This window comes from Massilia sp. LMS1-1-1.1, assembly GCF_040815535.1.
Lineage (GTDB): Bacteria > Pseudomonadota > Gammaproteobacteria > Burkholderiales > Burkholderiaceae_D > Janthinobacterium > Janthinobacterium aestuarii.
The window spans coordinates 162,221-187,763 of record NZ_JBFPNG010000034.1; the positions used below are offsets into that span (position 1 = coordinate 162,221).

Sequence of the window (25,543 nt, forward strand, 5' to 3'; positions counted from 1 at the left end):
GATGATCTTCACCACCGCGCACGCGAAACACCTCGCGTACACCGCTTTCCTGATACTGCTGGTTGCCGCCTTTGCCTTGCGCATTGAGTGGCTGGTGGGCCTCTATATCGGCGTGGCTTTGTGCCTCGTGCTGCGCAACGTCCATATGTTTCGGATGGCTAACAACGTCGAGCGCTACGTAATGCTCTTGCTCCTCTGCACTCTCACAGTGATGCTGCCGCTAAGCACAATGCGTAGTTGGACAGCCCCGATGCACTACGGCGTATCCCTGCTGTCCATGGCCGCTGCATTCGTACTGAGCCGTGATAAAGATGCACTGCTGGTAGCTTGCAAATATTCACTTCTAACGGCTTTGGCAGCACTGTTTGCCGCACTGTTTGTCACCGGGTTCAGTGACTTTCCATTGGAAAACCTGATTCCCGATTCCAGCAGCAATGGCATTACGTCCTATCTCATCGTGCTGCAGGCGACCTATTCCGCGCTAAAATTCCTGCGCCACCGCCAGGCAAGTCTGATCACCGCTTCGCTAACCTTATTTATTTGCATCATCGGCTACGGCCGCGGCTCCATCCTCGCTTCCACAGCTATTTTGGCAGTCAATCTGTTGTCCTACTTGTCCTGGAGGTCCAACCTGCGCGGTCTGCGCAGCATCGTGCTCGGTCTTGGAGCAGTATTTCTGGTTTCGATTTACTTTGCTGACCAGATCGTCGATTTCGTCGAATCCAATACAAAAATTGGCTCCGGGCTCGTTGACGAACCGCGTCAGCGCATCCTGACCGATTACATGAACCAAATTAACTGGGCGAGCGCACTGACCGGAGCCGACTACGAGGGCACCAGTATCGAGTCCGACTTCAATGGCAATCCCCATAACTCCTTTGTGCGCGCGCATCATATTTTCGGTGCGCTGTACCTGCTTTCCTTGGCGGCCTTTCCCCTGGCTCTGCTGCGGAGAAGGCTACCATCGTCTGTGAAGGCATTTTCCGGAAGCATGCTGTTAATCGTATTGTTTCGCTGCGCGACGGAACCAATCTTGTTCCCGACGATTTTTGATTTCTATTTTTTCGCCTTCTTTTTCGCTCTCAGCGGAAAATTTCTGCCACACCCGCTCAGAAACAGGACCGCTAGTTCATGAATACGCCACCACGTCACCACAATAATTTCAATCTGATCCGCTTGCTAGCCGCGTTGCAGGTCATGAGCGTGCATGCGCTGAACCATTTCGGGATTAGTGGATATGCCGTCGAGGTCTTAAAAGTTTTCCCCGGTGTACCAACGTTTTTTTTCCTCAGCGGCTATCTGATCTGCTCCTCCTACCAGCGCATGGAAGGAAAAGGCCTGCTGGCGTTCTTCAAGAACCGCGTACTGCGCATCTATCCGGCGCTATGGATGTGTATCCTGCTGTCGACCGCCACAGTGTTCATCCTAGGCTATTTGCCGACTCCTGGCCTGAGCTTGTCGTCGTTCTTTATGTGGTTGACCGGCCAAATGACGATATTGCAGTTCTACAACCCGGAGTTCATGCGGGGCTTTGGCGTCGGTGTCTTGAATGGCGCGCTGTGGACCGTATCGATTGAACTGCAGTTTTACTTGCTAATGCCCGTCATCTACTATCTTGCACGCCGCGCCAAGACCTTTCTGATACTGTTATTCTTGTTGTCGATGGCACTCAACGTCTATCTTGGGCAGCACTTGGACTGGAGCATCATGTACATGAAATTGCTGTACGTGTCATTCGCTCCTTGGATCTATATTTTCCTGCTGGGTTGCCTCATCGCGCTCAACGAAGACTGGATTAGCAAGATCAAACGCTTCGAGTACAAATACCTGTTACCCGCCTACTTGCTAGCGATGAACTTCATCGGCAGTTATGAACGGAATGCAGAAAACGGCATCAATCCGGTTGCCGTCGTGTTGCTCGTTGCGCTACTACTCAAGTTTGGCACGGCACAACTGGCACTGCCTGCTAAAATAACCGCCGTTATCCGTAAAACAGACTTTTCCTACGGGCTCTATCTCTACCATATGCCGGTCATCAATGTGCTGTTGTTCACCGGGGTGTTTTCTGCAGGCATCAACGTCCTAGCCACGGTCATCATCAGTATCGTGGCCGCGATGTTTTCTTGGTATGTCGTCGAGCGCCCCGCTTTGAAACATAAGTACTAAGCCAATATAATTGCAACATCAACCTCTAGGAATAAGAACGATTATGTCGTCCGCTGCCACGTTAAATTATCAAATTTGCACTAATTGCGTGATGGACACGTCCGATTCAAAGATTACCTTTGACGCGAACGGGGTCTGTGATCACTGCACCACTTTCAAGGAAAAAATTGCCCCAAACTGGCACACGGATGCGCGTGGCCAGCAGGAGTTGGACAAGCTCGCCGCCGCCATCAAGGTTGCCGGCAAAGGCAAGGATTTCGATTGCATCATTGGCATGAGCGGTGGCATCGACAGTTCCTACCTGACGTATATCGCGAAGGAGAAACTGGGTTTGCGGCCGCTGGTATTCCATGTCGATGCTGGCTGGAACTCGCAAGAAGCGGTTAACAATATCGAACGCATTGTCGATTGCCTCAAGCTCGACCTGTACACCGAAGTAATCGACTGGCAGGAAATGCGCGACCTGCAGCTGGCTTTCTTCAAGTCCGGCGTCTCGCACATTGATACCCCGCAAGACTACGCCTTCTTCGCGACGATGTACAAGTTCGCCGAAAAACATGGTATCAAGTACATTCTGACCGGGGCCAACCTGTCGACCGAGTGCATTCGCAATCCCATCGAATGGATGTACTATCAGTCAGATTCCATCCAATTGCACGACATTCACCGACGCTTCGGCAAGAAGGCCCTGAAGAATTTCCCGACAACCTCCATCTTGCGCCACAAGATTTACTTACCCTACATCAAAGGGATTAAAATTGTGCGTCCGCTTAACTTCGGACCATATATCAAGGAAGAGGCTGTTGAACTGCTCAAGCAGAAATTCGACTGGCAGCCATATCCGCAAAAGCACTTCGAATCGCGCTTCACGCGCTTCTACGAAGGTTATTGGTTGCCAAAGAAATTTGGCTATGATACCCGTCGCGTTCAGTACGCAAGTCTAATCGTGACCAATCAGATGACCCGAGCTCAAGCTCTGGAAAACCTGAAACAGCCAGCCCTAAGCGAGGACGTGGCACGCCAGGAATTCGAATACGTGGCCACAAAGCTGGGTATTACCGTGGCCGAACTGCAAAGCTATATGGATGCCCCGAACAAAAGCTATAAAGACTATAAGTCGCAGGAAAGTTTCTACCTGTTTGGCGCCAAGGTCATGAAATTCCTTGGCCTGGAGCTGGGCGGCAAACGATGATCACCATCGTCGACTATGGCTTGGGTAATGTACTGGCCGTCGCCAACATCTACAAGCGCCTCGGCATTCCGGTTACGATCGCCACCAACGCTGCCGAGTTGCGCGGTGCGAAAAAAATCGTCCTGCCAGGCGTAGGCGCCTTCGATTGGGCGATGACGCGCTTGCAGGAATCGGGTATGCGCGAATGCCTGGACCAACTGGTGCAGGGCGAATACAGCCACGTCATCGGCATCTGCGTCGGCATGCAGATGCTCGCCACGCGCAGCGACGAGGGCAGCTTGCCCGGCCTCGGCTGGATCGATGCCGACGTCAAACGCTTCGACGACACGCACATGGTGCACCAAACCCATTTGCCGCACATGGGCTGGAATGACGTTGTGCCGCAGCGTCCCGACAGCCTGTTCAAGAACTTGGAAACGAACGCACGCTTCTACTTCCTGCATTCGTATTATTTTTCCCCGCACAAGCAGGAAGATGTGCTGGCGGTGGCCGACTATAACGGCCCCTTCACGTGCAGCGTCAATTCCGGCAATGTCTTTGGCGTGCAATTCCACCCCGAAAAGAGTCATCAATGGGGCATCCAGTTGTTACAGAATTTTGCGGAGCTGTAAGATGTTACGACCACGAATTATTCCCTGCCTACTGATCCAGAATGGCGGGTTGGTCAAGACCGTCAACTTCGGCAGCCCAAAGTATGTCGGCGACCCGCTTAACGCCGTGCGCATTTTCAATGAGAAAGAAGTTGACGAACTGATCGTCATCGATATCGATGCCACCGTACACAGGCGCGAGCCCGACTATGCACTGATCAAGTCGCTGGCAGCGGAATGCCGCATGCCCCTGTGCTATGGCGGCGGCGTGAAAACGGTCGAGCAGATACAAACGATCATCGGCCTTGGCGTCGAGAAGGTCGCTCTGAGCTCGGCGGCGCTGACCGATCCGGAACTCGTCTCCCGTGCAGCCGAAAAGGTCGGTAGCCAAAGCGTCGTTGTTGTACTGGACGTCAAGAAGAGCGGCCTGTTCCGCAAATACGAGGTATTCACGCACAATGGCAGCCGAGGTAGCGGCCTCGGCCCGGCCGAACTGGCAAAGAAAATGCAGGCACTTGGCGCCGGCGAAATTGTCATCAACTCGATCGAGCGCGATGGCCAGATGAAGGGCTACGATGTCGACCTGATCGACACCGTACGGGCCGCGATTACGCTGCCCATGACAGCTTTGGGCGGCGCCGGCAGTCTGCAGGACGTGAGCGACCTGATTCGCCGCTTCGATATTATTGGTGCCGCTGCCGGCAGCCTGTTTGTTTTCAAGGGCACGTATCGCGCCGTCCTGATCAACTATCCCAACCGTCAAGACAAGGACGCGTTGGTCCTGAAAGCGGGCCAACGGAACGACGGCGCTATTTAATCCTCTCAGAGGTATGGAGTAATAAGTGAAACAAATTTTGCAAAGCCTGAAAACAGGCGCTACTACTGTGGCCGACGTGCCCTGCCCTAATGTGGGCAAAGGTGCGGTATTGATACGCTCATCACGCACGCTGGTCTCCGTCGGCACCGAGCGAATGTTGGTCGAGTTCGGCAAGGCGGGATGGATCGAGAAAGCCCGCCAGCAACCAGACAAGGTGCGCATGGTACTCGACAAAATTAAAACGGACGGGCTGGCGCCGACCCTAGAAGCGGTATTCAACAAGCTCGATCAGCCATTGCCTCTGGGGTATTGCAATGTCGGCACGGTGCTGCAAACCGGACAGGGCGTTAACGGCATCACGCTGGGCGACCGCGTAATATCGAACGGCAAGCACGCGGCAGTGGTCAGCGTGCCTATGAATCTGTGCGCGACGATTCCGCCAGGTGTCTCCGACGACCAGGCCGCATTCACCGTGCTGGCGTCGATCGGCCTGCAAGGTATCCGCCTGGCACAACCAACTCTCGGTGAAGCAGTCGTAGTGACAGGTTTGGGTTTAATCGGGCTGATGACAGTGCAATTGCTGCGCGCACATGGCTGCCGCGTACTGGGCATAGATTACGATCCTGCCAAGTTGCAGCTAGCCAAACAATATGGTGCCGAGGTCGTCGATCTGAGCGCTGGCGAAGACCCCCTGGCGGCGGCCAGTGCCTTCTCGCGCGGGCGCGGCGTCGACGCTGTACTCATCACCGCCTCGACGACCAGCAACGAACCGGTGCATCAAGCCGCATTGATGTCGCGCAAGCGCGGACGCATCGTACTGGTCGGCGTCACCGGGCTGGAACTGTCACGCGCCGATTTCTATGAAAAAGAGCTCAGCTTCCAGGTCTCCTGCTCCTATGGACCGGGCCGCTACGACCCGAATTACGAGGAAAAAGGCCAGGACTATCCGGTCGGCCTAGTACGCTGGACTGAGCAGCGCAATTTCGAGGCCGTACTCGACATGATGGCCGACGGCCGACTCAACGTTGACGCGCTGATCTCGCATCGCTTCACTATCGACCAGGCAGAAAGTGCCTATGCCCTGCTGTCGGGCACAGCACCAGCGCTCGGTATTTTGCTGGAATATCCATCCGAAAAGGTCATTCCCGACACGGTATTGCGCCAGCGTACGGTTGCACTGGCGGACGCCGGGCCTCGCGGAGCTGGTTTGGCCTTCATCGGATCGGGCAACTATGCTACGGCGGTCTTGATTCCCGCCTTCAAGAGCGCAGCCGCGACGCTGAAAACAGTGGTGTCGAACAATGGCGTGTCGGGCGTCCATGCGGGGCGCAAATTCGGTTTCCACGCCACCACGACGGATACCGATTCGGTATTCACTGATCCGCAGGTTCATGGCGTCGTCATCAGCACTCGCCATGATAGCCATGCCAAGCTCGTTTGCCAGGCGCTCGCTGCCGGCAAACATGTATTTGTTGAAAAACCCCTGGCCTTGCACGCCGAAGAGCTGGACAAGATCGACGTGGCATACCGCGCCGCAGCCCTAGCAGGCCATCCAGCCATGATCATGGTCGGTTTCAATCGTCGCTTCGCGCCGCATATTCAAAAGATCAAATCCTTGCTGAACAGTATGCACGAGCCGAAGACCTTCGTCATGACGGTCAATGCTGGCGCCATTCCGGCACAGCATTGGACACAGGACAATGAAGTGGGCGGAGGGCGCATCGTGGGTGAGGGATGTCATTTCATTGATCTGCTACGCTTTCTTGCTGGCTCACAGATTACCGAATACCGCGTACACAAGATGCAAGCGGCCACCACTGACACCGTCGCACTTCAGCTCGGTTTCGCGGATGGCTCGATCGGCACCATTCACTATTTGGCCAATGGCAGCAAAGCCTTCCCGAAAGAACGACTCGAAATTTTCACCAGCGGTCGGGTATTGCAGTTAGACAACTTCCGCAAGCTGACGGCATTTGGCTGGCCTGGTTTTTCCAAGATGAATCTTTGGCGCCAGGACAAGGGACAAAAGCAATGCGCGGCGGCATTCGTCGCAGCAATGCAAGACACCGGAAAAGCCCCTATTCCATACGATGAAGTCATGGAAGTGAGCCGGGTGACGATCGCGCTAGCCACCGCTGCACAATGCTGAGCCAGTACGGTGGAGCAGGCGAAAAATTCGCCGCCTGCGTGTGGGTGATCCGATGAACAGCGTGGCGCTCAAGTACTGGCACACCTTGCGGCACCTGAAACCTATTCAGTTCTATGGCCGGATCTGGTTCAAGTACAAGCCGGTAAGTGCCGACTTGCGTCCGGCCCCGCCGCTGCGTCCACTGTCAGGCATATGGGTGGTGCCAGCGGCGCGCGCGACCAGCCTTTCGGGAGAGGCTGTTTTTTGCTTCCTGAATGAAACACACGACCTAGATACGCTGCAGGGCTGGGACGATCCTGCCGTAGGCAAACTGTGGCGCTACAATCTGCACTATTTCGATATGCTGCACAGCGATGACGCAGCCGGGCAGGGGCCGCAACATCACCGTTTGCTGGGCCGCTGGATGCGCGAAAACCCGCCTGGGCAAGGTAGTGGCTGGGAGCCTTACCCGACTTCGCTGCGAGTCATCAACTGGATCAAATGGGCGCTGAACGGCATGCCACTGTCGCCAGTAGAACTTGACAGCCTGGCAGCCCAGGTGCGCTGGCTGTCGAAGCGACTGGAGATCCACCTGTTAGGCAACCACCTGTTTGCAAACGCAAAGGCATTGATTTTTGCCGGACTCTTTTTTTCGGGATCCGAAGCAGCGGAATGGCTGGCAACGGGAATGCAAATACTGGCCAGCGAAATTCCCGAGCAGATCCTGCCCGACGGGGGCCAGTTCGAACGCAGCACGATGTACCATGCGCTCGCGCTGGAAGATATCCTTGACCTAGACAATGTGACGCAAGCGTTCGGCGCGGCTCTCGACGCACGTGCACGCACGCTGGCCGATAGCTGGCGTGCCTTGGCAGGCCCCATGTACCTCTGGCTGCTGGCGATGAGCCACCCTGACCGGAGAATCAGCTTCTTCAATGACGCCGCTTTCGACATTGCCGTGCCGACACCGGAACTGGAAAGGTATGCGTCACGGCTTGGCCATGTCTGTGTACCCTCCCTGTCGGACGGTGTACATCACCTTTCCGATAGCGGCTACTTGCGCATTCAACAAGACCAGGCAGTGGCCTTACTCGATATAGGACCAATTGGACCGGACTACCTGCCTGGCCATGCCCACGCCGATACCCTGTCATTCGAGCTGTCTTTATTTGGGCAGCGCGTCTTCGTCAATTCCGGCACCTCAGAATACGGCCTTGGGACTGAGCGTCTACGCCAGCGCGGCACCAGCGCCCACAACACGGTCTGCGTCGACCAGCAAGATTCCTCCGAAGTATGGAGCGGGTTTCGTGTTGCGCGCCGCGCCCGCACCACAGCATTGCAGATCAATCCAGGCCAAGATGCAATCTCGGTCTCTTGCGCGCACGACGGCTATCATCGCCTTCCCGGAAAAAACCTGCACACCCGTATATGGCACATCGCGCCTGGTTCCCTGGAACTGGGCGACACTGTAAGCGGCGCCTTCGGCCAGGCAGAAGCACACTTCCACTTGCATCCCGATGTCCGCATCATGGATGGGGTTTCGCAGCAGCAATGCCAGTTAAGGTTACCGGAAGGCCAGCTTGTCGACTTCGGGCTCACGGGAGGAACGCTCAAAATCGTGGAAAGCACCTGGCACCCGCGTTTCGGACAATCCCAGCCAACAAGCTGCCTGGTGTTGCGCTTGACTGGAGCGACGCTGACAAGCGCAATCCATTGGCACCCTGCGATAAAAAAGTAGGTCGCAACTCACACCCCAAGAAGTGTTGCATCGATAGTGATGAGGTATAAGAAAAAGGTGGCATGCCATGGAAACAGAAGTGGCGGCCATCTTGGCATGGTATGCTGCGAGTCCTTTTCTAAAGCAAGTACGCCATTCGCCGGATTTATAACTTGCGTTCATGCTTTTTTCAATAGCAGCGATTAAACAGACATGCACGATGCGCATAACAGGTAACAGATATGCCTGCGCATGGGTATGAAATAGATAACCGCACATGGCTGGGGTGCTTTATTTAGATGTTGTTGCAAATAGATACAAAGCTTACTCTATCTTACAGAATCAACTGTGCCGCCGTCATAAAATACCGCAAGAATCTTATCTTATAATAATGCAAAAAATATTGATTACTGGCGCCAATGGTTTTGTCGGCGCCGCGCTGTGCGAAGAACTGACGCGGCGCCAACTCCAATTTTCCGCAGCCGCGCGAACGAAAATGACGCCATCCACGTTTCCAATCGGTGATTTGAGCGCGACAACGAAATGGACTGAAGCGCTGGAGTCTTGTTCCGTTGTCATTCATTTGGCAGCCCGAGTACATGTCATGCAGGAGAACGCTGCCGATGCATTGGGCGCTTACCGGGAAATCAACGTTGCGGCAACAATGAATCTCGCACGGCAGGCCGCACAACAAGGCGTGAAGCGATTTGTCTTTGTCAGCAGCGTAAAGGTGAACGGGGAGTCCACGTTGACGAAACCCTTCACTGCATCAGATGTCGCCGCACCACAGGACCCTTATGGCCAATCCAAGCACGAAGCCGAATGCGCGCTGAGAGAATTCTCCCGACAAAGCGGTATGGAAGTGGTGATCGTGAGACCGCCTTTGGTGTACGGTCCTGGCGTACGCGCCAATTTTCATCGTCTGATGCGGTTGGCCAAAACCGGGCTGCCGCTACCATTGGGAGCCGTACATAATCGCCGCAGCATGGTGGCCCTAGACAATCTCGTCGATCTGCTCATACTCTGCAGCTCCCACCCCAGAGCGGCTGGTGAGACCTTCATGGTCTCGGATGACTGCGATGTCAACATTGGAGAATTGCTCAAGATGCTATCGGCGGCGATGGGCAAGCGTGCCTGCCTGCTTCCTATACCTGCGTCATGCCTTACCTTCGTTGCCTCCCTGCTGGGGCAATCGACGCAAGCACGGCGCTTGCTGGAATCACTGCAAGTGGATATTTCACATACTAAGCAAACTCTGGACTGGTTGCCGGTGGTGAGTCTGCCTGAAGCGGTGCGCAAAACTGCCTCCGCTTTTCTATCCCTCCATTAACGGTTCTAACATGAAAAAGTTTTTCGATTTCACTCTGTCACTAATCGCGCTCATCCTGCTGCTACCGCCGATTATCCTGGTCGCGCTACTGGTCAAAGTGACCTCACCCGGCCCAGTTCTATACTGGTCAGACCGCGTTGGCCGGCACAATCGTATTTTCCGCATGCCAAAATTCCGTACAATGCGTACAGGGACCCCGGCCGTAGCGACCCATTTGCTAACTGACCCGAAGCAATTCCTGACCCCGGCAGGTTCATTTCTGCGTAAATCCAGCCTTGACGAGTTACCCCAGTTGTGGAGCATCCTCTGCGGCGACATGAGTTTCGTGGGACCCCGTCCGGCGCTGTTCAATCAGCAAGACCTTATTGAACTGCGCACACAACAGGGTGTCAGCACAATATTGCCGGGTTTGACTGGCTTGGCCCAGGTCAGCGGACGCGATGAATTGGCAATACCTGAAAAAGTAAGGCTGGATGCTGAGTATATGCAGCAGCAATCTCTTTTCTTCGACATAAAGATTATCTTCCTGACCTTCCTGAAGGTCGTGCGCAGAGATGGCGTAACGCACTAGATACCAACTTTACCTTGATGTGGTTTTTGCCGTCATATTGTTGAGCAGGCATCATAAACAATACCACTGCTCAACAACACCACCACCACCACCACCACGCTACAATAGTGACATGAAATCCTTTCTTGATATATCGCGTTTCCATAAACAAATGATCGCGGCAACGGCTGATTTATTTCTTTTACCGTTGACATTCGCCCTTGCCATTCTTCTGCGGTATGACGTCGTCGATTACAGTTTATTCCGCCAATATTTGTGGATTATCCTGGCAGCTCCACTCATTTCGATTCCCATTTTTATCCGTCTTGGTTTGTATCGCGCCGTCATACGCTTCATTGACCAGAAAATCGTTTACGTCATTTTATTGGGCGTGACGATCTCGGTGGCGCTGCTGGTGGCCTTGGGTGCATTTCTGACACATATGCAAGGGCTTTCCCGCGGTGTCTTTGGTATTTACTGGGTGAGTGCAATCACCTATGTGGTGGCAAGCAGATTTCTGGCACGCGGCTTCCTGCTGCAAGCCAATGCAGAGCACAAGGCAGTTCGTGTTGCCATCTATGGCGCAGGCAAGGCTGGGACACAGCTAGCCACAGCCTTGCGCGCAGGGCACGAATATCAGCCGTTGGCCTTTATCGACGACATGAAGGAGCTTAGAGGTACGACCATGGCCGGGATCAAGGTACACGCTCCGTCGGACTTGGCAGAACTGATTGCCAAACGAAATATCAGTGAAGTTCTGCTCGCCATGCCGTCATTGACGAAAAGTCAAAAAAAACGCATTCTCGACAAGCTCGAAGTGTTCAAGGTGAAGATCAAGGTAACTCCTCCTGTCGAAAGCTTGGTCAGCGGCGAACAGCGCCTGCAAGACGTCCGCGACATTGAAATCGAAGACTTGCTCGGCCGTGATCAAGTAGCGCCAGACTTGAATCTGGTTGCCAGCTGCATCACCGGCAAGTCGGTGATGGTGACTGGCGCTGGCGGTTCGATCGGCTCTGAACTGTGCCGCCAGATCCTCCGCCTGCAACCATCGAGACTCATTCTTCTGGAAATGTCTGAATTTGCGCTGTACTCGATCAAGCAGGAGCTGAAGGGACTGAAACACCTGCATGGGCAGGAGCTCGAACTGATTCCCTTCCTGGGTTCTGTGCTGGACACGGAAAAATGCACAATGATCATGCGTACCTTCACGGTGGAAACGGTATATCATGCCGCCGCCTATAAGCATGTTCCACTGGTGGAATATAACCCTGTCGAAGGCGTGCGCAACAACGTCTTTGGCACACTCAGCATTGCGCAAGCGGCGATGGAAACCGGAGTCAAATGCTTTGTGCTGATTTCTACCGACAAGGCCGTGCGCCCGACAAATGTGATGGGCTCGACAAAACGCCTGGCTGAACTGATACTGCAGGCTTTTGCACAGGAACGCGGCAGGACGCGCTTTTGCATGGTACGCTTTGGCAACGTGCTGGGGTCGTCCGGTTCAGTCGTCCCTCTGTTCCGCAAGCAGATCATGGCCGGTGGCCCCATCACCCTGACTCACCCCGAAATTACGCGCTATTTCATGACCATTCCCGAGGCGGCGCAACTGGTGCTGCAGGCCGGCGCAATGGGCGAAGGCGGTGATGTCTTCGTGCTCGACATGGGGGCTCCGGTGAAGATCATGGATCTGGCCGAACGCATGGTACATTTGAGCGGACTCGAAGTGAAGAGCAAGTCGTCCCCGGACGGCATCGAAATCGAACATGTCGGGCTACGCCCCGGCGAGAAGCTATACGAAGAACTGCTCATCGGAGACAATGTCGAGGGGACAGATCACCCGCTGATCATGCGCGCACAGGAATCTGAAATACCGCACGCCGAATTGCAGCTACTGCTGGCTGAGCTCGATGACGCTTGCAAGCGCTTCGCCTATGAGGATGTGCGGACCGTACTGTTGAAGGCGGTGAAGGAATACACGCCGCAATGCGGCATTGAGGACTTGATCTGGTCCGAAAGAAATAAGGCACGGGCATTGCGCGGCTGATGCCGGAGCCAGGGAGAGACCGCACAGCCGACAAAGCACAAGTGCCTGCAGGTCCTCCTCTGTACATATTATTCATCTATACATAATTTGAGAAATTACATGAAAAAGCAGGAAGAGTTCGCTCAACACAGCACAGAATACGACGAAGGTCTGATTTCCCTGACCGATCTCCTGAGTACACTATGGCATGCGCGTCGCATGATTGCTGGAATCACCGTGGCCTGCATTGCCTTGGGGCTGGGTAGTACACTGTTTTTTGCCAAGTACAAGAGTGAGGGTTTTTTGCAATTTGGCGGCCCCATCCCCCTGCAAACAGAAAAAACGCCAAAGTCAAACGACATCAAGGCAGCCGCTGCCGGCATCCAACTCAGTGACTACAAGCGATACTCGGCGGCGATTGGCAGCCGTGGCCGCTTCGATGACTATGTGCGCGCCACCAAACTCGAGAATACTCCCGGCATACTCAGTCTACGCGGCAACATTACCAACGAAAAAAACTTGAACACGACCATCGTGCCAATTTTCCCTTTTACCAAACTCGATGCAAAAGACTTGATGGAGCAACCGAAGGAAAATAGCAATAATGTAATCGGTTTGCGCATCAGTTACGAAGCCCGCACGCCAGAAGAGGCGCAGCGTATCGTTGCCCTACTGGGACACTACACGATCGACACGATTGTCTACCTGATCTATACCGATGCACTGCGCTTTAAGCATTTGGAAATTACGGCAAAAATCACAAAACTTGACAATGACATCATTGGCAGCAAAGAGAAATTGGCCGAATACGGTAGGCGCATCAGCAATCTTAAGCAGATAGTTTCCCGTTATCCGAAATCCGAGGTGCAAGTAGCATCTCAAGTCGTCACTGTGACGGATGAAAACTCACGCTACCTATCGCCAGTGACGCAATTGATGAGTGCGGAAGTCGAGGCCAATGCAGCGGAAGAAGCCATTTACCAGGCTAAACGGGAACAGCAACAAAATCTGTTGCTACGTGACTACTACGATTTCGCCAAGGCTGAACTCGACGCCAATAAATCCGGCGAAGCCGTATTGCGCGCATTGGAAGCCAGCAAAGAGCGCGCTTTTAAGAACAAGAACTTGAATGATGAACTGGTCAAAGAGGTTTACAACAAGATTACGGTCGACAATCAGAATTCGATCAATCTGTATCTGGAAAAAAGCCGTTTTATCGCCGGCCCGAGCTTGCCGGAAAACCGCACCACCCGCCTCTCGACAGCGCTGGTGGCGAGCGCCTTGCTTGGCTTCGTCCTTGCCTGCCTGATTGCGCTATCGCGCCAATGGTGGGTTGCAAATCGCACACAATTAAGCGACTGAGAATGCGCTCTCGGCAGGATGGTATTGGCCTGCTGAGAGGCTCCCCCGGCCAGAGTAACAGTCTGGTAGCCAGAACGGTCGTCAATACTCCCATTCGCGCAGCGCTAACGGCATATGTGTCCCCTCCCAGCCGTCAATACTACGTCACGACACAAAGTAAAACGCGCAACTGTACCGGTATGAACATAGTCGGTACAGTTACGCGCATGGCGATCCCGTCGCCAGGAAATCAATACGTCGCCACTCTCCTCAATAAAAAATGGCGCAGCAAAGAACTCCAGCAACCAGCAAACGCTGTTTGCTGGTTGCTCTACTTATTGCTTCAACAACCCACCCAATAACGCGGCCACCTTCTGCTTCGGCTTGGCCGCGGCAGGCGCGATAGTGGCGGCAGCGGGAGCGGCTGCTTTGGCGGGCTCATATGGCTTCAGGAACCAGGGATCGGCCTTCTCACGGCGGGCGCCGGGACCAAAGGCAGGACGCGCACCGCGCTCGGCGGAGCGGCTGTCGCGGCTCTCGCCGGCATGGCGGCCCTCCGGCGCGCGCGAGGGACGCGCCTCGCCACCTTCAGTGCGGCGCGGCGGACGACGCTCGCTGTCGCTGCTGCGGGCAGGAGCCGGGTTGAAACCCGTCAATTCGCCGCGCTTGATGCTTTGCTTGATGAGTTTCTCGATATCGGCCAGCAGGCGCTCGTCTTTATCCGAGTAGATCGAAATAGCGTCGCCCGAGGCGCCGGCACGGCCCGTGCGACCGATGCGGTGCACATAATCTTCCGCGTTGTACGGCAAGTCGAAGTTGATGACGCAAGGCAGGTCGGAAATATCCAGGCCGCGCGCCGCCACGTCGGTGGCCACCAGCACGTCGATCTCGCCCTTCTTGAACGCTTCCAGCGCCGCCATGCGTTCCTGCTGGCTCTTGTCGCCATGAATCGCCGTGGCGCTCATGCCTTCCTGTTCCAGCACGCGGGCCAGGCGCGAAGCGCCGATCTTGGTGTTCGAGAAGACGATGACCTGCTTCAGGTCGCGCTGGCGCAACAGATGGGCTACCAGGGCATGCTTCTGGTCTTCCGTCACCTTGTAGACCACTTGCGTGACCTTGTCGGCCGTCTGGTTGCTGCGCGCCACTTCGATCGTCAGCGGATCGTTGAGGAAGGTGGCGGCCAGTTTCTTGATTTCTGGCGAGAACGTGGCCGAGAACATCAGATTCTGACGCTGCTTCGGCAGCAAGTTGATGATGCGTTGCAAGTCCGGCAGGAAGCCCATGTCCAGCATGCGGTCCGCTTCATCCATGACCAGCATTTGCACCTGGCTCAGGCTGATGTTCTTTTGCTCGATATGGTCGAGCAAGCGGCCGGGTGTGGCGATGACGATTTCCACGCCGCCGCGCAGGATGACGGTTTGCGGTTTCATGTCCATGCCGCCGAAGACGACGGTCGAGCGCAGCGGCGTGTGCTTGGCGTAAGCCTTGACGTTTTCTGCCACCTGCACCGCCAGTTCACGCGTCGGCGTGAGGATCAGCGCGCGCACCGGGTGGCGTGCCGGCGACATGCTGCTGCTGGCATGCGCCATCAGCAACTGAATGATCGGCAAGGAAAAACCGGCCGTCTTGCCGGTGCCCGTTTGCGCGGCACCCATCACATCGCGGCCTTGCAGCACGACGGGGATCGCTTGTTCCTGGATCGGTGTCGGATGGGTGTAGCCCTGGTCGGTCAGTGCGCGCTGGATTTCAGGCGCGAGGCCGAAGTCGGCAAAAGTCAGGCTGGGAGCAGCGGATGCGGCAGGTGCTGGTGCAGGCGCAGCGGCGGCGGGCGCCGCTTCAGGGGCAATCGCCGGGCTGGGCGTAGGAGTCGATTCGGTTTCAGACATAAATTTTCTGGTGTGCCTCCGCACTGCGGAAGCCATGCTTTCTCAATAAACAACATTTCGGGGCACAGGCAGCTCCGTCTTGCAAGCCATGGATCATTGTTCTTGCGGCACCTCCGTGCTCCGGGACATGCTGGAAGGCGTATGCGGGAGCGTCGAAGAGATGTGCTGCGATGGCGGCGGAGATCGCGCCGGCGGAACATCGCGCGCAGAAGATACAATATCAGTGCTGTAAACGATACCCTAATTCACCGCAACTGTACACGGAAACCGTGATTTTTGAGCAAAAAGCGTTCCAGCAACGGCACGCCGGGATGCCGTATCATGCCAGCTCCTATGCCAGCTGCTATGCCTGCTGCTCCACTCCCTGCCCTCACCATGCCCACCCCGCCCTTAGCCCACGATCCGCAACCACAAGCGCCCAGCAAACCGGGCAATGACGAGTGCTGCCATAGCGGTTGCACCTTTTGCGTGCTGGAAATGTATCAGGAAGACCTGGCCGCCTACGAAGAGGCCCTGCGGGCCTGGCAGCAGCGCCAGCAAGCCGCTGCCGCGCCCGCCACCCAGGGCATCAAAAAGCCGCGCAAGCGTGCTTGACTTTATTTACATTAAAAGCTTTCCCACTCATCGGCTGGCGCCGCGCGACGCGCGGTGCTGGCCAGTTGACGCGACGCCATTGCTGGCGCTACGGCTGCCGGCGCCTTGACGGTGGCGGGCGCGCGCGGCGGGCGCGCGGCGGCGCTGGCCACGTCAAGCTTGAAGACGCTGACGACGGCACTCAGGCTGGCGGCCTGTTCCTGCATCGATTCGGCTGCCGCGGCCGCCTCTTCCACCAGGGCCGCATTTTGCTGCGTCACCTGGTCCATCTGGGCAATGGCCTGGTTAACCTGCTCGATACCGGCGCTCTGCTCGCTGCTGGCGGCCGTGATCTCGCTCATGATGTCCGTCACGCGGGTGATGCTGGCAACGATGTCATCCATCGTGCGGCCCGCCTGGTCGACCAGTTTCGATCCCGCCTCGACTTTCTCGACCGAATCGCCGATCAGGACCTTGATATCCTTGGCCGCCGCGGCCGAGCGTTGCGCCAGGTTGCGCACTTCCGTGGCCACGACGGCAAAGCCGCGCCCCTGTTCGCCCGCACGCGCCGCCTCGACGGCGGCATTCAAGGCCAGGATATTGGTCTGAAAAGCAATGCCGTCGATGACGGCGATGATATCGACGATCTTGCGCGACGATTCGTTGATCGACGCCATCGTACCCACCACTTCGCCGACGACCTTGCCACCTTCGATGGCGATGCTCGACGAGGTCAGCGCCATGGTGTTGGCCTGGCGCGCATTGTCCGCATTCTGCTTCACGGTCGACGTCAGCTCTTCCATCGACGAGGCTGTTTCTTCCAGCGAACTGGCCTGCTCTTCCGTGCGCGACGACAAATCCTGGTTGCCGGCGGCAATCTGGCTCGACGCCGTGGCGATGGTATCGGTGCCGCTGCGTACCTGGCCCACCAGCTTTTGCAGGCTGGCATTCATGTCTTTCAGGGCCTGCATCAACTGCCCCGTTTCGTCTTGCGATTGCACAACGATCTGTGCCGTCAGATCGCCAGCGGCCACCTGGCGCGCCACGCCAACGGCCTCGATCAGCGGACGCGCCACGCTGCGCGCAACCCACAGCGCCAGCAGCATGCCGATGACGACGATACCCACCACCAAGCCGATCAGGCTGGCACGCGAGGCCGCATAGGTTGCATCGGCGCTAGCGCTCGAGCGCATGCCGCCGTCCGTATTAATCGACACCAGTTTATCGAGCGCCACCATCATGTCCAGCATGACCTTGGTCGACGGCCCCACGGCCAGCGCGCGCGCCTCTTCCTTTTTCATTTCGCGCGACAGGCTCAGCATGGTTGCATGCAGGCGCATGAATTCTTCGTTGAGCGCCAGGAAGCGCTCGAACACTTCCTTCTCGCCCGCTGAGGAAATCAGGCCGCGGTACTTGTCGGCATCGGCCTTCAGCTTGGCCTGGGTTTCCGTCATGCGCGTTTCGTTCTGCGCCATGTCGGCATCCTGCGCGGCCAGCATGTGCGCCAGTTCCCAGCGGCGGAAATCGCTGACATCGCTGCGCATATTCATGGCCGTCAGCACGCTGGGCATCCAGTTGTCGGACAGGTCGGTCGACGCGGTATTGATGCGCGCCATGGACAAGATCGCCGACACGCCCAAGGCCGCCGTCAATAACAGCACGGCGCCAAACGACAAGATCAGCTTGGTGGCAATTTTCAAATCAAAAAACCATTTCATGCGTTGCTTTCCTTCATTAAACAAACGGGACAAAAGTGAGCAGTGATGGAGAGCAAGCTCATACCGGCACACAAATCAAATTTCCGCAATGCAACATTTTATCACCGTCGTACTGCAGCGCAGAGTGGTTTGATCGCGGCGTGCGGCCAAAGTTCACGCATAGCGGCAAGGTGGCGTTTTTTACTCAAGCACGCTTGTTTCCACAGGGAAAAATGCAGCAGCAGGCGTAGGAGTCGGATGACACGGGGCAATGTTCCCAGCCTACATAAGCACGTCGGCTCATCCGATGCCCGCCAGCACCCTCTGGTTCTATAGTGGATACAAGATTCAGCACAACGCTAGCAAGCCAGAAAAGCAGCGCCATCCAACAAAATCAGAAGATGAGGCCCTACCATGTACAAAGCTTATAGCAACCTGACACCAGCAACGAATGCCCACGCAGCCGCCCAGCACAACTGGCAAGCCGCACCCGCCACGCCCATGATCAGCATCACGGGCGCGCAACAGAACGAATTGCTGCGTGCCTTGTCGCGCGCCGATCTGGAGCGCCTGTTTTGCCAACTGGAATTGGTCGCTTTGCCTGCCGGCAAGCACCTGTTCGATTGCGGCGGCAAGATTGAATACACGTACTTCCCCACCAACGCCATCGTTTCGCTGCTGTATGTGATGGAAGACGGCGCCACCACCGAGATCGCCGTCGTCGGCCGCGAAGGCGTCGCTGGCGTGGTGCTGTACGAAGCCGAGCGCGCCACCTGCACGGCCATCGTGCAAACGGCCGGTTACGGCTACCGCCTGAAAACGGCCTTCCTGCGCGAAGTGTTCAATGAAGGCGGCGCCCTGGCGCAATTGCTGATGCGCTACACCAGCGCCATGTTTGCGCAAATGGCGCAGAACGTGGTGGGCGGCCGCCATTGCAGCATCGAACAAAAACTGTGCCGCTGGCTGCTGGACCGCCTCGACCGTTCGCTGTCGAACGAGCTGAAGGTGACGCAAGACACCATGGCCAACATGCTTGGCGTGCGCCGCGAAAGCATCACCGTCACGGCCCGCAAGCTGCAGGACGAAGGCTTGATCCAGTACCGCCGCGGCACGGTCGAAGTACTCGACCGCGAAGGCCTGGAAGCGGCCGCCGGCAATTGCTACAAGGCCGCCCGCGCCGGTTTCGAACAATTCCGCAGCGGCATCAGCGCACACAACTAATACTCAGCGCAAGTCATCCGCGCAAGCACGCTTCGGCGTGCTTTTTTCATTCCAGAGTGTTGGCTCCCCGTCGAGCACACTTGATCGCCCGTCACTTTGAAGCGCACGACGCCACATAAGCAGCTGCCTGCCCGCACCGCATTCTCCATTGCCTCTCCTCGTTTGCACCGTTGCTTACCCGCCAGCTGGCACGCAGCCGGTACAATATTGCAATAAACCACAAGCCGGCACGACCCACACCGCAGCGCGCCGGCACTATGAAAGAGTCAATGGAAGACATCAATTGCGAAGGCTTGCCGCACATCCGCGTACTGGCAGGCGAAAACACCGACGGCCCCGTGTATGAAACCCTGCCGGCGCGCCAGATCGACGAGCACGTCTACGAACTGCTGGCCTCGCCCGGTCTGACCCTGAACCTGGCGCGCGGCGACATCGTCAACATCGCCGACCCGCTCGCCCCCGCCGAAGTATTAAAACGCGGCGGCAACTTCTGCATCCAGATCTATGCCGACGATGTGTCGCAAGAGGCAGTGGACCAGCTCGAACGCGACGTGCAAAGCCAGCTGGGCGGCACCATGGACGGCCAGTACAAGGGCAACCTCACCTTCAGCGTGCCGGGACACCACGGCATCTACAACGTCAACGGTCCCTTCGACGCCTTCCGCGAAGCGACGGGCGTCGAATGGTACTTCGCAAACATCTACGTCAACCTCGATGATGACGATGATGAAACCTTGCTCAACTGGTGGGTGGATATGTAAGGTTGCCCGTGCGCCAGGGCCATGACACGCGTCAATGCGTCGTATTGCCCTGGCGCACATCAAGATACTTGCCCGCATCTTGCGTACGCTCTCTCTACCGTCAACCACAGAGAGAACGCTATGCCCTACATTGCGCGTGCCGACTATGCAAAGCAAAAAGAGATCGTAGGAAATGGCGAGTGCGTCAGCCTTGCCAGGCACCTCACTGGCGCCCGTGCCTCTTTGCTTTGATCGCCCCGAACTCTATTCGGTGGTCGAATGAAGCCGCTCGCACTGCTGGCATTGGCTATCGCGGCCACGACGATGCAGCCAACTGCAGCAACCCCTCTTTCTTGCCCGCAAGCGGCTCCATCGACTTGGAACCTACCCGTCGCCAGGCTCGACAGCGTGCGCGTGCTGTCCTATCCGGCGGATCAGCCGCCGGTGGATGGCGCAGCCTTGCCTATCCTGGCCCCGATCAGGGAGTGGACACGTGCCGGCACCTTGTATCAACGCTGGAATATCAATTTCGATGCCCCCCACTATCTGTTTCAAGTGGACTGCCTATATGCCGGTACCGAACGCTACCTGCGCATGGATTTGCCGGGAGTCAAACAGTGCACCGCAGCCATTCAACAGCGAACGAAGATAATAAGTTTTCAGTGCAGATAGTGCGCTGGGCCGAATTTCTCATGCATGCTCATGGGGAAAAACGAAGTGCGTGTGACAAGTCTGGCGGCGGTTGTAGCGGATCTTCCTCACAGGGCACGGCCAACCGAACTCATCGCTACGTGCTACGATGCAAGACAAGTTCCTTTCAATGACACGCCATGAAATACAAGCTATTCCTGTTTGACCTCGACGATACCCTGCTCGACTTCCGGGCCTCCGAAAAACGCTCGTTCCTGCACACCATGCACGAACTGGGCTTGCGCGACGGCATTGACGCGTTGTTCTCCCAATACCAGGCGATCAACGTCGACCTGTGGAGACGTTTTGAGACGGGCGACGTGAGCAAGGATTTCCTGAAAGTGGAACGCTTCCGCAAGACGCTTGCACTGAACGGCATCGCCATCGACCCGGAACTGGCCAGCCGTCTGTATCTGGACTCCCTGCCGGACACGGTCGTGCTCATCGATGGCGCCAGAGAAGTGTGCGAAACGCTGTCGCGTATCGGCGAAGTGGGCATCATCACCAACGGCGTCGAGTCCATCCAGAACCGCCGCATCGCCGCCTCCGGCCTGAGCGACTACATCTCCTTCGTCGCCACCTCCGAAGCGTGCGGCCACGCCAAGCCGGACGTGCGCTTCTTCGAATATGCCGCCAACATGGCGCGCGCATTCAGCAAGGACGCGACCATCATCATCGGCGACCGCCTGGACGCCGACATCCTGGGCGCCAACCGCTACGGCATCGCCAGCTGCTGGTTCAACCCGGACAGCATGGCCAATACCTCGGCCGCCATCCCCACCTATGAAGTGGCCAGCCTGCATGACATCGTGCCGGCGCTGAACGTGATACCGGTCAACTTGAAACAGGCTTGATCGCCAACAAGCGCATCACCTGAAATACGCTGGCAGCGGCACGAAAACGCGCCGCTACTCGCGTACCATCAGGACTCGTCCATATTGGTGCCAGCTTATGCCTTCCCACACCGCCCTGATCGCCATCGCGGCCTTGATCCTGTTCTTTGCCATGCTGGCAACGCGCCAGGCGGCCAAGTCCCGCAGGCCATTGAAGCTGCACAGAAAACCCGTGATGACGGCGCGCGAACAACAGATGTACCACCTGCTGCAGACAGCCCTGCCGGAATGCACGGTGCTGGCGCAAGTGGCGTTTTCCGCGCTGGTGACGGCGAAGGGGTGGGCAAACAGAAACCGCTTCGACCGCAAGGTGGCCGATTTTGTCCTGTGCAGCCAGCAACTGCACGTCATCGCCGTGATCGAGCTCGATGACCGCAGCCATGCAGGCCGAGAACGCCAGGACAAGGAGCGCGACGCCATGCTCAGGCTGGCCGGCTACGTGACCTTGCGCTATGCAAACTTTCCCACGCAACAGGCGCTGCGCGCCGATGTCGAGCAACTGCTGCTGAAAAAAGCCGGCGTCGTATCTGCCTGATTACGCCGTCCAGACATCAATCGCGCGTCAGTACTTCCAGCAGCTCAATCTCGAAGATCAAATTGGAATGCGGCGGAATCAACCCCACCTGCCGCTCGCCATACGCCAGCGCCGCCGGCACCCACAGCTTGCGCTTGCCGCCCACCTGCATGCCATGCAAACCCAAAATCCAGCCCTGGATGACCTTGTTATTGCTCAACACACAGCGGAAAGGCTCACCCCGCCTGTGCGACGAGTCAAACTCCGTGCCATCCTCCAGCCAGCCCCGGTAATGGGCCGTGATCAGCGCGCCACGCGCCGCCGCCTTGCCATCACCGACCACGATATCGTCAATCTTCACTTCAGCCGTCATGTCGTTCCATCCTTCATCAATCGCTATGCCGCGATTGTACGACAGCACGAAAAAAGCCCCGGCAGTCACCTGTCGGGGCTTGTTCTATTCTTGCTAAATTCTGGTGGGCCTCCCGTGAGTCGAACACGGCACCAACGGATTATGAGTTTGCCAGCAAAACCATGTCCGTAGGTAAATCGAGGTCAAGTGGTAATCCCCCCGCCAAATGATCGCGTTTAAAAGTAGAATTTTTCAAATTCAGATTTTTAAAAGTTCTACATGAAGACGTCCCGTTTTACCGATAGCCAGATCATCGCCATCCTCAAGCAAGCCGAGGGCGGCTCACCAGTCCCTGAGCTGTGCCGCGAGCACGGCATCAGCAATGCCACGTTCTATAAATGGCGCTCCAAGTTTGGCGGCATGGACGACTTGCTGATGGCCCGCATGAAGGAGCCGGAGGACGAAAACCGGCGCCTGAAAAAGATGTATGCCGAGGAGCGCTTGAAAGCCGAGATCGTCGCGGAGGCCCTGACAAAAAAATGGTAGCGCCATCTCAGCGGCGGGAGATGGCGCAATGGGCCGTGGCCCAGCGTTCAGCCACCATAGGACTGGCTTGTCAGGCATTTTGCATTAGCCAGACCTGTTATCGCTATCGCGCCAAGCTCGATGACTGGCCGGTACGCCTGACCAACAACCAGCGCAACTGGGGCTTCGGCCTGTGCTTCCTGTATTTTGCGCAACGTGAAGGGGTTTAAATGGAACCACAAGCGGGTCTGTCGGATCTATCGTGAGCTGGAACTAAACCTGCGTATCAAGCCACGCCATCGGCTGGTGCGGGAAAGGCCGCTGCCGCTGGCCGTGCCTGCACAAATCAACGACACCTGGTCGATGGACTTCCTGCATGACCAACTGGCCGACGGCAGAAGCATCCGATTGTTCAATGTGATCGACGACTACAACCGTGAGGGACTCGGCATCAAGGTCGATTTCTCCTTGCCGTCCGAACGCGTCATCCGCTCCCTCGACAGGATCATCGAATGGCGTGGCAAACCCCAGGTCATTCGCTGCGATAACGGCCCGGAATACATCAGCGCCGTGACGCTGACCTGGGCCTCCAAACGCGGCATTCGCATCGACTTCATCCAGCCTGGACAGCCGCAGCAGAACGCTTATGTCGAGCGCTATAACCGCACGGTGCGCTACGATTGGTTGGCGCATCACCTGTTTGAAACACTTGATGATATCCAGGATTTTGCAACCCGCTGGCTGTGGACTTACAATCACGACCAGCCCAACATGGCACTTGGCGGCATCACACCAAAACAGACGCTTGCCTTGGCCGCTTAACCTCTACTTTTAGCACGCTCTAAAAATGGGGATTACCCGTAATGGCTCCCCCGCTGGCGCGGATCACGGCGAGCCAGCCAGCGCAAACGAGCTCCAAAGCAACACATGAGTAAGTATTCGCCTGCGCTTGTGGCGCTGGCGCTACAGTGATCGCACCACGTCTAAAAAGCCTCCCCCTCGACTTCGCCGAGACCTGCTGCGTCATGACCAGCGTATGCAAACATGCCCGCAAAAAGTTAAACTGACCGTCGGAAGACCGATATGCGCAATGCCTCCTCTCTGACACTGTCCACAGCCACGTGAATCGCCTCAAGAGAGACAAGGCCTTTGTCGATTCAAGGTTCAGGCGGGAGCGTCTTATTCCATGCGAATTAATATACGTCTAGACAGGCCTGTCCGGAAGACCAAAGGATGTTCTGCCAAATTGCATGCTTACAAGGCCACTGCATCGCGCGCCCACCATGGCTAGTAAGCACCACCGACGCCCGCTATGCCATTGAGACGCTCACGCGACTCAATGGCATAGCACCGGAATGTCGAACTCATGCGATTAGGTCCAGAATTTCGACAGGTTGTCCATCCACTACGAATGCACTTTCGATATACACCTGGTATTCCTCTCGCTTTCCTACATATCCATTTGCTAGCGATACATTCATAGGTTCTGTCGGACACTCTAAACCGGCAATAAAAAATTCATTTTCTCTATTCGCAATAATGCTATCACTAGGTGGCCCCCAAATTTTCGCCACACAGCCAAACTCGGCAAAAAATACTATCAAAATTGCAATTCACCAATATTGACAACAGTCTGGTAAAATAGTAGCCGATTTTTATATTTACAACACAAAAAATTACTATTTTTTACAATATAAAGAAAGCTATTAGTTAATGAAATCTATTATTTTTTGCACAAGTTTCATCAAAGATGCCGAGTCTTGGCAAAGTCGATATCAGCGATGGCTCGACTACTATGAAACCATGCCAATCAATGCAATAAGAAAAATTATGATTGATGATGGCTCACCATATCTTCCATCAGAAAAAATCATAAATACGGTACATCATAGTTCGCCTTTATCACTGCACAATGATACCAATCTTATCATTCGATTTGATGACAACTTAGGTCGCCAAAGTGGGTCTGCTTACCCTGGTTGGTGGCGGAGTTTCCTTCACTCTATTAATATTGCAAATGAATTAGCAGTTGACAAGATTATTCACATTGAATCTGATGCATATATTCTTACGCCGCGCCTTGTTAATTTCATTAACGAAATTGAATCAGGATGGCACGTTCTTTGGTCTCCCCGTTATAAATTCCCCGAAACAGCCATTCAAATTATTTGCAGAGATCAATTTGAAGTTTTTGAGAAATTTAAAAACAATAATCCTAGTTTATCCTTTTCTGACATTGCTGAAAGACTGCTGCCTTTCACCGCTATACATCAACAGTTTAAGGGGGATCGCTATAGCGAGATCAAGAAAAATAGATGGATATTTCGTTCAAAAAAATTCGACAAAATTCCCATTTTCAAGCGCGATTTTTTCTGGGAACCGATACCGGCCGATGCGGACTTTGTTACTCAAGGAGTAAGTCATCAACATTTCGAATACAAACGTGATGCTGCAGCTTGATTTCTACACTGCAAGAGCAATTCCCAGCATATTCTAAGAAAAATGTCTCCGAATGCTCACGCAGTAAACGATTTGAAAATGGAAACAATAAAATTGTTCATGCTTGCTTTAGTTAGAGACGGTTTAATAACCTAACAG

The 25,543-nt window shown here is 55.6% G+C and carries 21 protein-coding genes and 1 pseudogene; 19 read left to right on the forward strand and 3 right to left on the reverse strand.

Going from position 1 to position 25,543, the window contains the following annotated elements:
- Position 1 precedes the first annotated feature (1 nt).
- The 11 genes from MRBLMS1_RS19515 (at position 2) to MRBLMS1_RS19565 (ending at position 13,875) form a co-directional block, all read left to right on the forward strand.
- On the forward strand, positions 2-1,135 hold the full coding sequence (locus MRBLMS1_RS19515) for a hypothetical protein (RefSeq protein ID WP_485881247.1): 1,134 nt from the start codon (positions 2-4) through the stop codon (positions 1,133-1,135).
- Complete coding sequence (locus tag MRBLMS1_RS19520; RefSeq protein WP_485881249.1) at positions 1,132-2,166, forward strand: acyltransferase family protein; 1,035 nt, start codon at positions 1,132-1,134, stop codon at positions 2,164-2,166. The genes MRBLMS1_RS19515 and MRBLMS1_RS19520 overlap by 4 nt, the downstream gene beginning before the upstream one ends.
- Before the next feature lie 43 nt (positions 2,167-2,209).
- Positions 2,210-3,358, forward strand: a complete 1,149-nt coding sequence (locus tag MRBLMS1_RS19525) for an N-acetyl sugar amidotransferase (protein WP_083411622.1) — start codon at positions 2,210-2,212, stop codon at positions 3,356-3,358.
- Positions 3,355-3,969, forward strand: a complete 615-nt coding sequence (gene hisH, locus MRBLMS1_RS19530) for an imidazole glycerol phosphate synthase subunit HisH (RefSeq protein ID WP_485881251.1) — start codon at positions 3,355-3,357, stop codon at positions 3,967-3,969. The genes MRBLMS1_RS19525 and hisH overlap by 4 nt, the downstream gene beginning before the upstream one ends.
- 1 nt (position 3,970) lies before the next feature.
- A complete protein-coding gene (locus tag MRBLMS1_RS19535) occupies positions 3,971-4,765 on the forward strand; it encodes an AglZ/HisF2 family acetamidino modification protein (RefSeq protein ID WP_485881254.1) in 795 nt (264 codons plus the stop codon).
- Between the two features lie 25 nt (positions 4,766-4,790).
- Positions 4,791-6,914, forward strand: coding sequence for a bi-domain-containing oxidoreductase (locus tag MRBLMS1_RS19540; RefSeq protein WP_485881256.1), 2,124 nt, complete (start codon positions 4,791-4,793; stop codon positions 6,912-6,914).
- A gap of 52 nt (positions 6,915-6,966) precedes the next feature.
- The gene (locus MRBLMS1_RS19545) at positions 6,967-8,631 is read left to right on the forward strand and encodes a heparinase II/III family protein (protein WP_485881258.1); all 1,665 of its coding nucleotides are present in this window, start codon (positions 6,967-6,969) and stop codon (positions 8,629-8,631) included.
- Positions 8,632-9,001: 370 nt separating this feature from the next.
- On the forward strand, positions 9,002-9,940 hold the full coding sequence (locus MRBLMS1_RS19550) for a UDP-glucose 4-epimerase family protein (RefSeq protein WP_485881260.1): 939 nt from the start codon (positions 9,002-9,004) through the stop codon (positions 9,938-9,940).
- A 10-nt stretch (positions 9,941-9,950) separates the two neighbouring features.
- Entirely contained in the window at positions 9,951-10,511 is a 561-nt protein-coding gene (locus MRBLMS1_RS19555) for a sugar transferase (protein ID WP_485881262.1), read from the forward strand.
- Between the two features lie 112 nt (positions 10,512-10,623).
- On the forward strand, positions 10,624-12,534 hold the full coding sequence (locus tag MRBLMS1_RS19560) for a polysaccharide biosynthesis protein (RefSeq protein ID WP_485881264.1): 1,911 nt from the start codon (positions 10,624-10,626) through the stop codon (positions 12,532-12,534).
- A gap of 99 nt (positions 12,535-12,633) precedes the next feature.
- Positions 12,634-13,875 carry a lipopolysaccharide biosynthesis protein gene (locus MRBLMS1_RS19565; RefSeq protein ID WP_485881266.1) on the forward strand — a complete coding sequence of 414 codons (1,242 nt, stop codon included), beginning with the start codon at positions 12,634-12,636 and terminating at the stop codon, positions 13,873-13,875.
- Between the two features lie 314 nt (positions 13,876-14,189).
- Here MRBLMS1_RS19565 and MRBLMS1_RS19570 read toward each other — a convergent pair whose 3' ends face one another.
- Positions 14,190-15,740: a DEAD/DEAH box helicase gene (locus tag MRBLMS1_RS19570; protein WP_485881268.1), complete on the reverse strand. Its 1,551-nt coding sequence runs from the start codon at positions 15,738-15,740 to the stop codon at positions 14,190-14,192.
- A gap of 375 nt (positions 15,741-16,115) precedes the next feature.
- Between MRBLMS1_RS19570 and MRBLMS1_RS19575 the strand changes: the two genes are divergently transcribed.
- Positions 16,116-16,334, forward strand: a complete 219-nt coding sequence (locus MRBLMS1_RS19575; protein WP_485881270.1) for an oxidoreductase-like domain-containing protein — start codon at positions 16,116-16,118, stop codon at positions 16,332-16,334.
- Between the two features lie 11 nt (positions 16,335-16,345).
- Here MRBLMS1_RS19575 and MRBLMS1_RS19580 read toward each other — a convergent pair whose 3' ends face one another.
- The gene (locus tag MRBLMS1_RS19580; protein ID WP_485881272.1) at positions 16,346-18,031 is read right to left on the reverse strand and encodes a methyl-accepting chemotaxis protein; all 1,686 of its coding nucleotides are present in this window, start codon (positions 18,029-18,031) and stop codon (positions 16,346-16,348) included.
- A gap of 480 nt (positions 18,032-18,511) precedes the next feature.
- On the opposite strand from MRBLMS1_RS19580, the gene MRBLMS1_RS19585 reads away from it, so the two are divergent.
- The 5 genes from MRBLMS1_RS19585 to MRBLMS1_RS19605 all read left to right on the forward strand — a co-directional run bounded on the left by MRBLMS1_RS19585 (position 18,512) and on the right by MRBLMS1_RS19605 (position 22,089).
- Positions 18,512-19,231 (forward strand): Crp/Fnr family transcriptional regulator, encoded by a 720-nt coding sequence (locus MRBLMS1_RS19585; RefSeq protein WP_034747863.1) that lies wholly within the window; start codon positions 18,512-18,514, stop codon positions 19,229-19,231.
- Positions 19,232-19,500: 269 nt separating this feature from the next.
- The gene (locus MRBLMS1_RS19590) at positions 19,501-19,992 is read left to right on the forward strand and encodes a DUF4265 domain-containing protein (protein WP_485881274.1); all 492 of its coding nucleotides are present in this window, start codon (positions 19,501-19,503) and stop codon (positions 19,990-19,992) included.
- Positions 19,993-20,250: 258 nt separating this feature from the next.
- A complete protein-coding gene (locus MRBLMS1_RS19595) occupies positions 20,251-20,643 on the forward strand; it encodes an STY0301 family protein (protein ID WP_485881276.1) in 393 nt (130 codons plus the stop codon).
- 158 nt (positions 20,644-20,801) lie between these two features.
- Positions 20,802-21,515, forward strand: coding sequence for a YjjG family noncanonical pyrimidine nucleotidase (locus MRBLMS1_RS19600; protein WP_485881278.1), 714 nt, complete (start codon positions 20,802-20,804; stop codon positions 21,513-21,515).
- Between the two features lie 97 nt (positions 21,516-21,612).
- Complete coding sequence (locus MRBLMS1_RS19605) at positions 21,613-22,089, forward strand: DUF2726 domain-containing protein (protein WP_485881280.1); 477 nt, start codon at positions 21,613-21,615, stop codon at positions 22,087-22,089.
- A gap of 16 nt (positions 22,090-22,105) precedes the next feature.
- Here the strand turns inward: MRBLMS1_RS19605 and MRBLMS1_RS19610 are convergent, their stop codons facing one another.
- Entirely contained in the window at positions 22,106-22,441 is a 336-nt protein-coding gene (locus MRBLMS1_RS19610) for an FKBP-type peptidyl-prolyl cis-trans isomerase (RefSeq protein ID WP_485881282.1), read from the reverse strand.
- Positions 22,442-22,699: 258 nt separating this feature from the next.
- Here MRBLMS1_RS19610 and MRBLMS1_RS19615 point away from each other — a divergent pair.
- A pseudogene (locus MRBLMS1_RS19615) lies at positions 22,700-23,767 on the forward strand (IS3 family transposase).
- Positions 23,768-24,748: 981 nt separating this feature from the next.
- A complete protein-coding gene (locus tag MRBLMS1_RS19620) occupies positions 24,749-25,405 on the forward strand; it encodes a hypothetical protein (protein ID WP_485881284.1) in 657 nt (218 codons plus the stop codon).
- Positions 25,406-25,543: the final 138 nt, after the last annotated feature.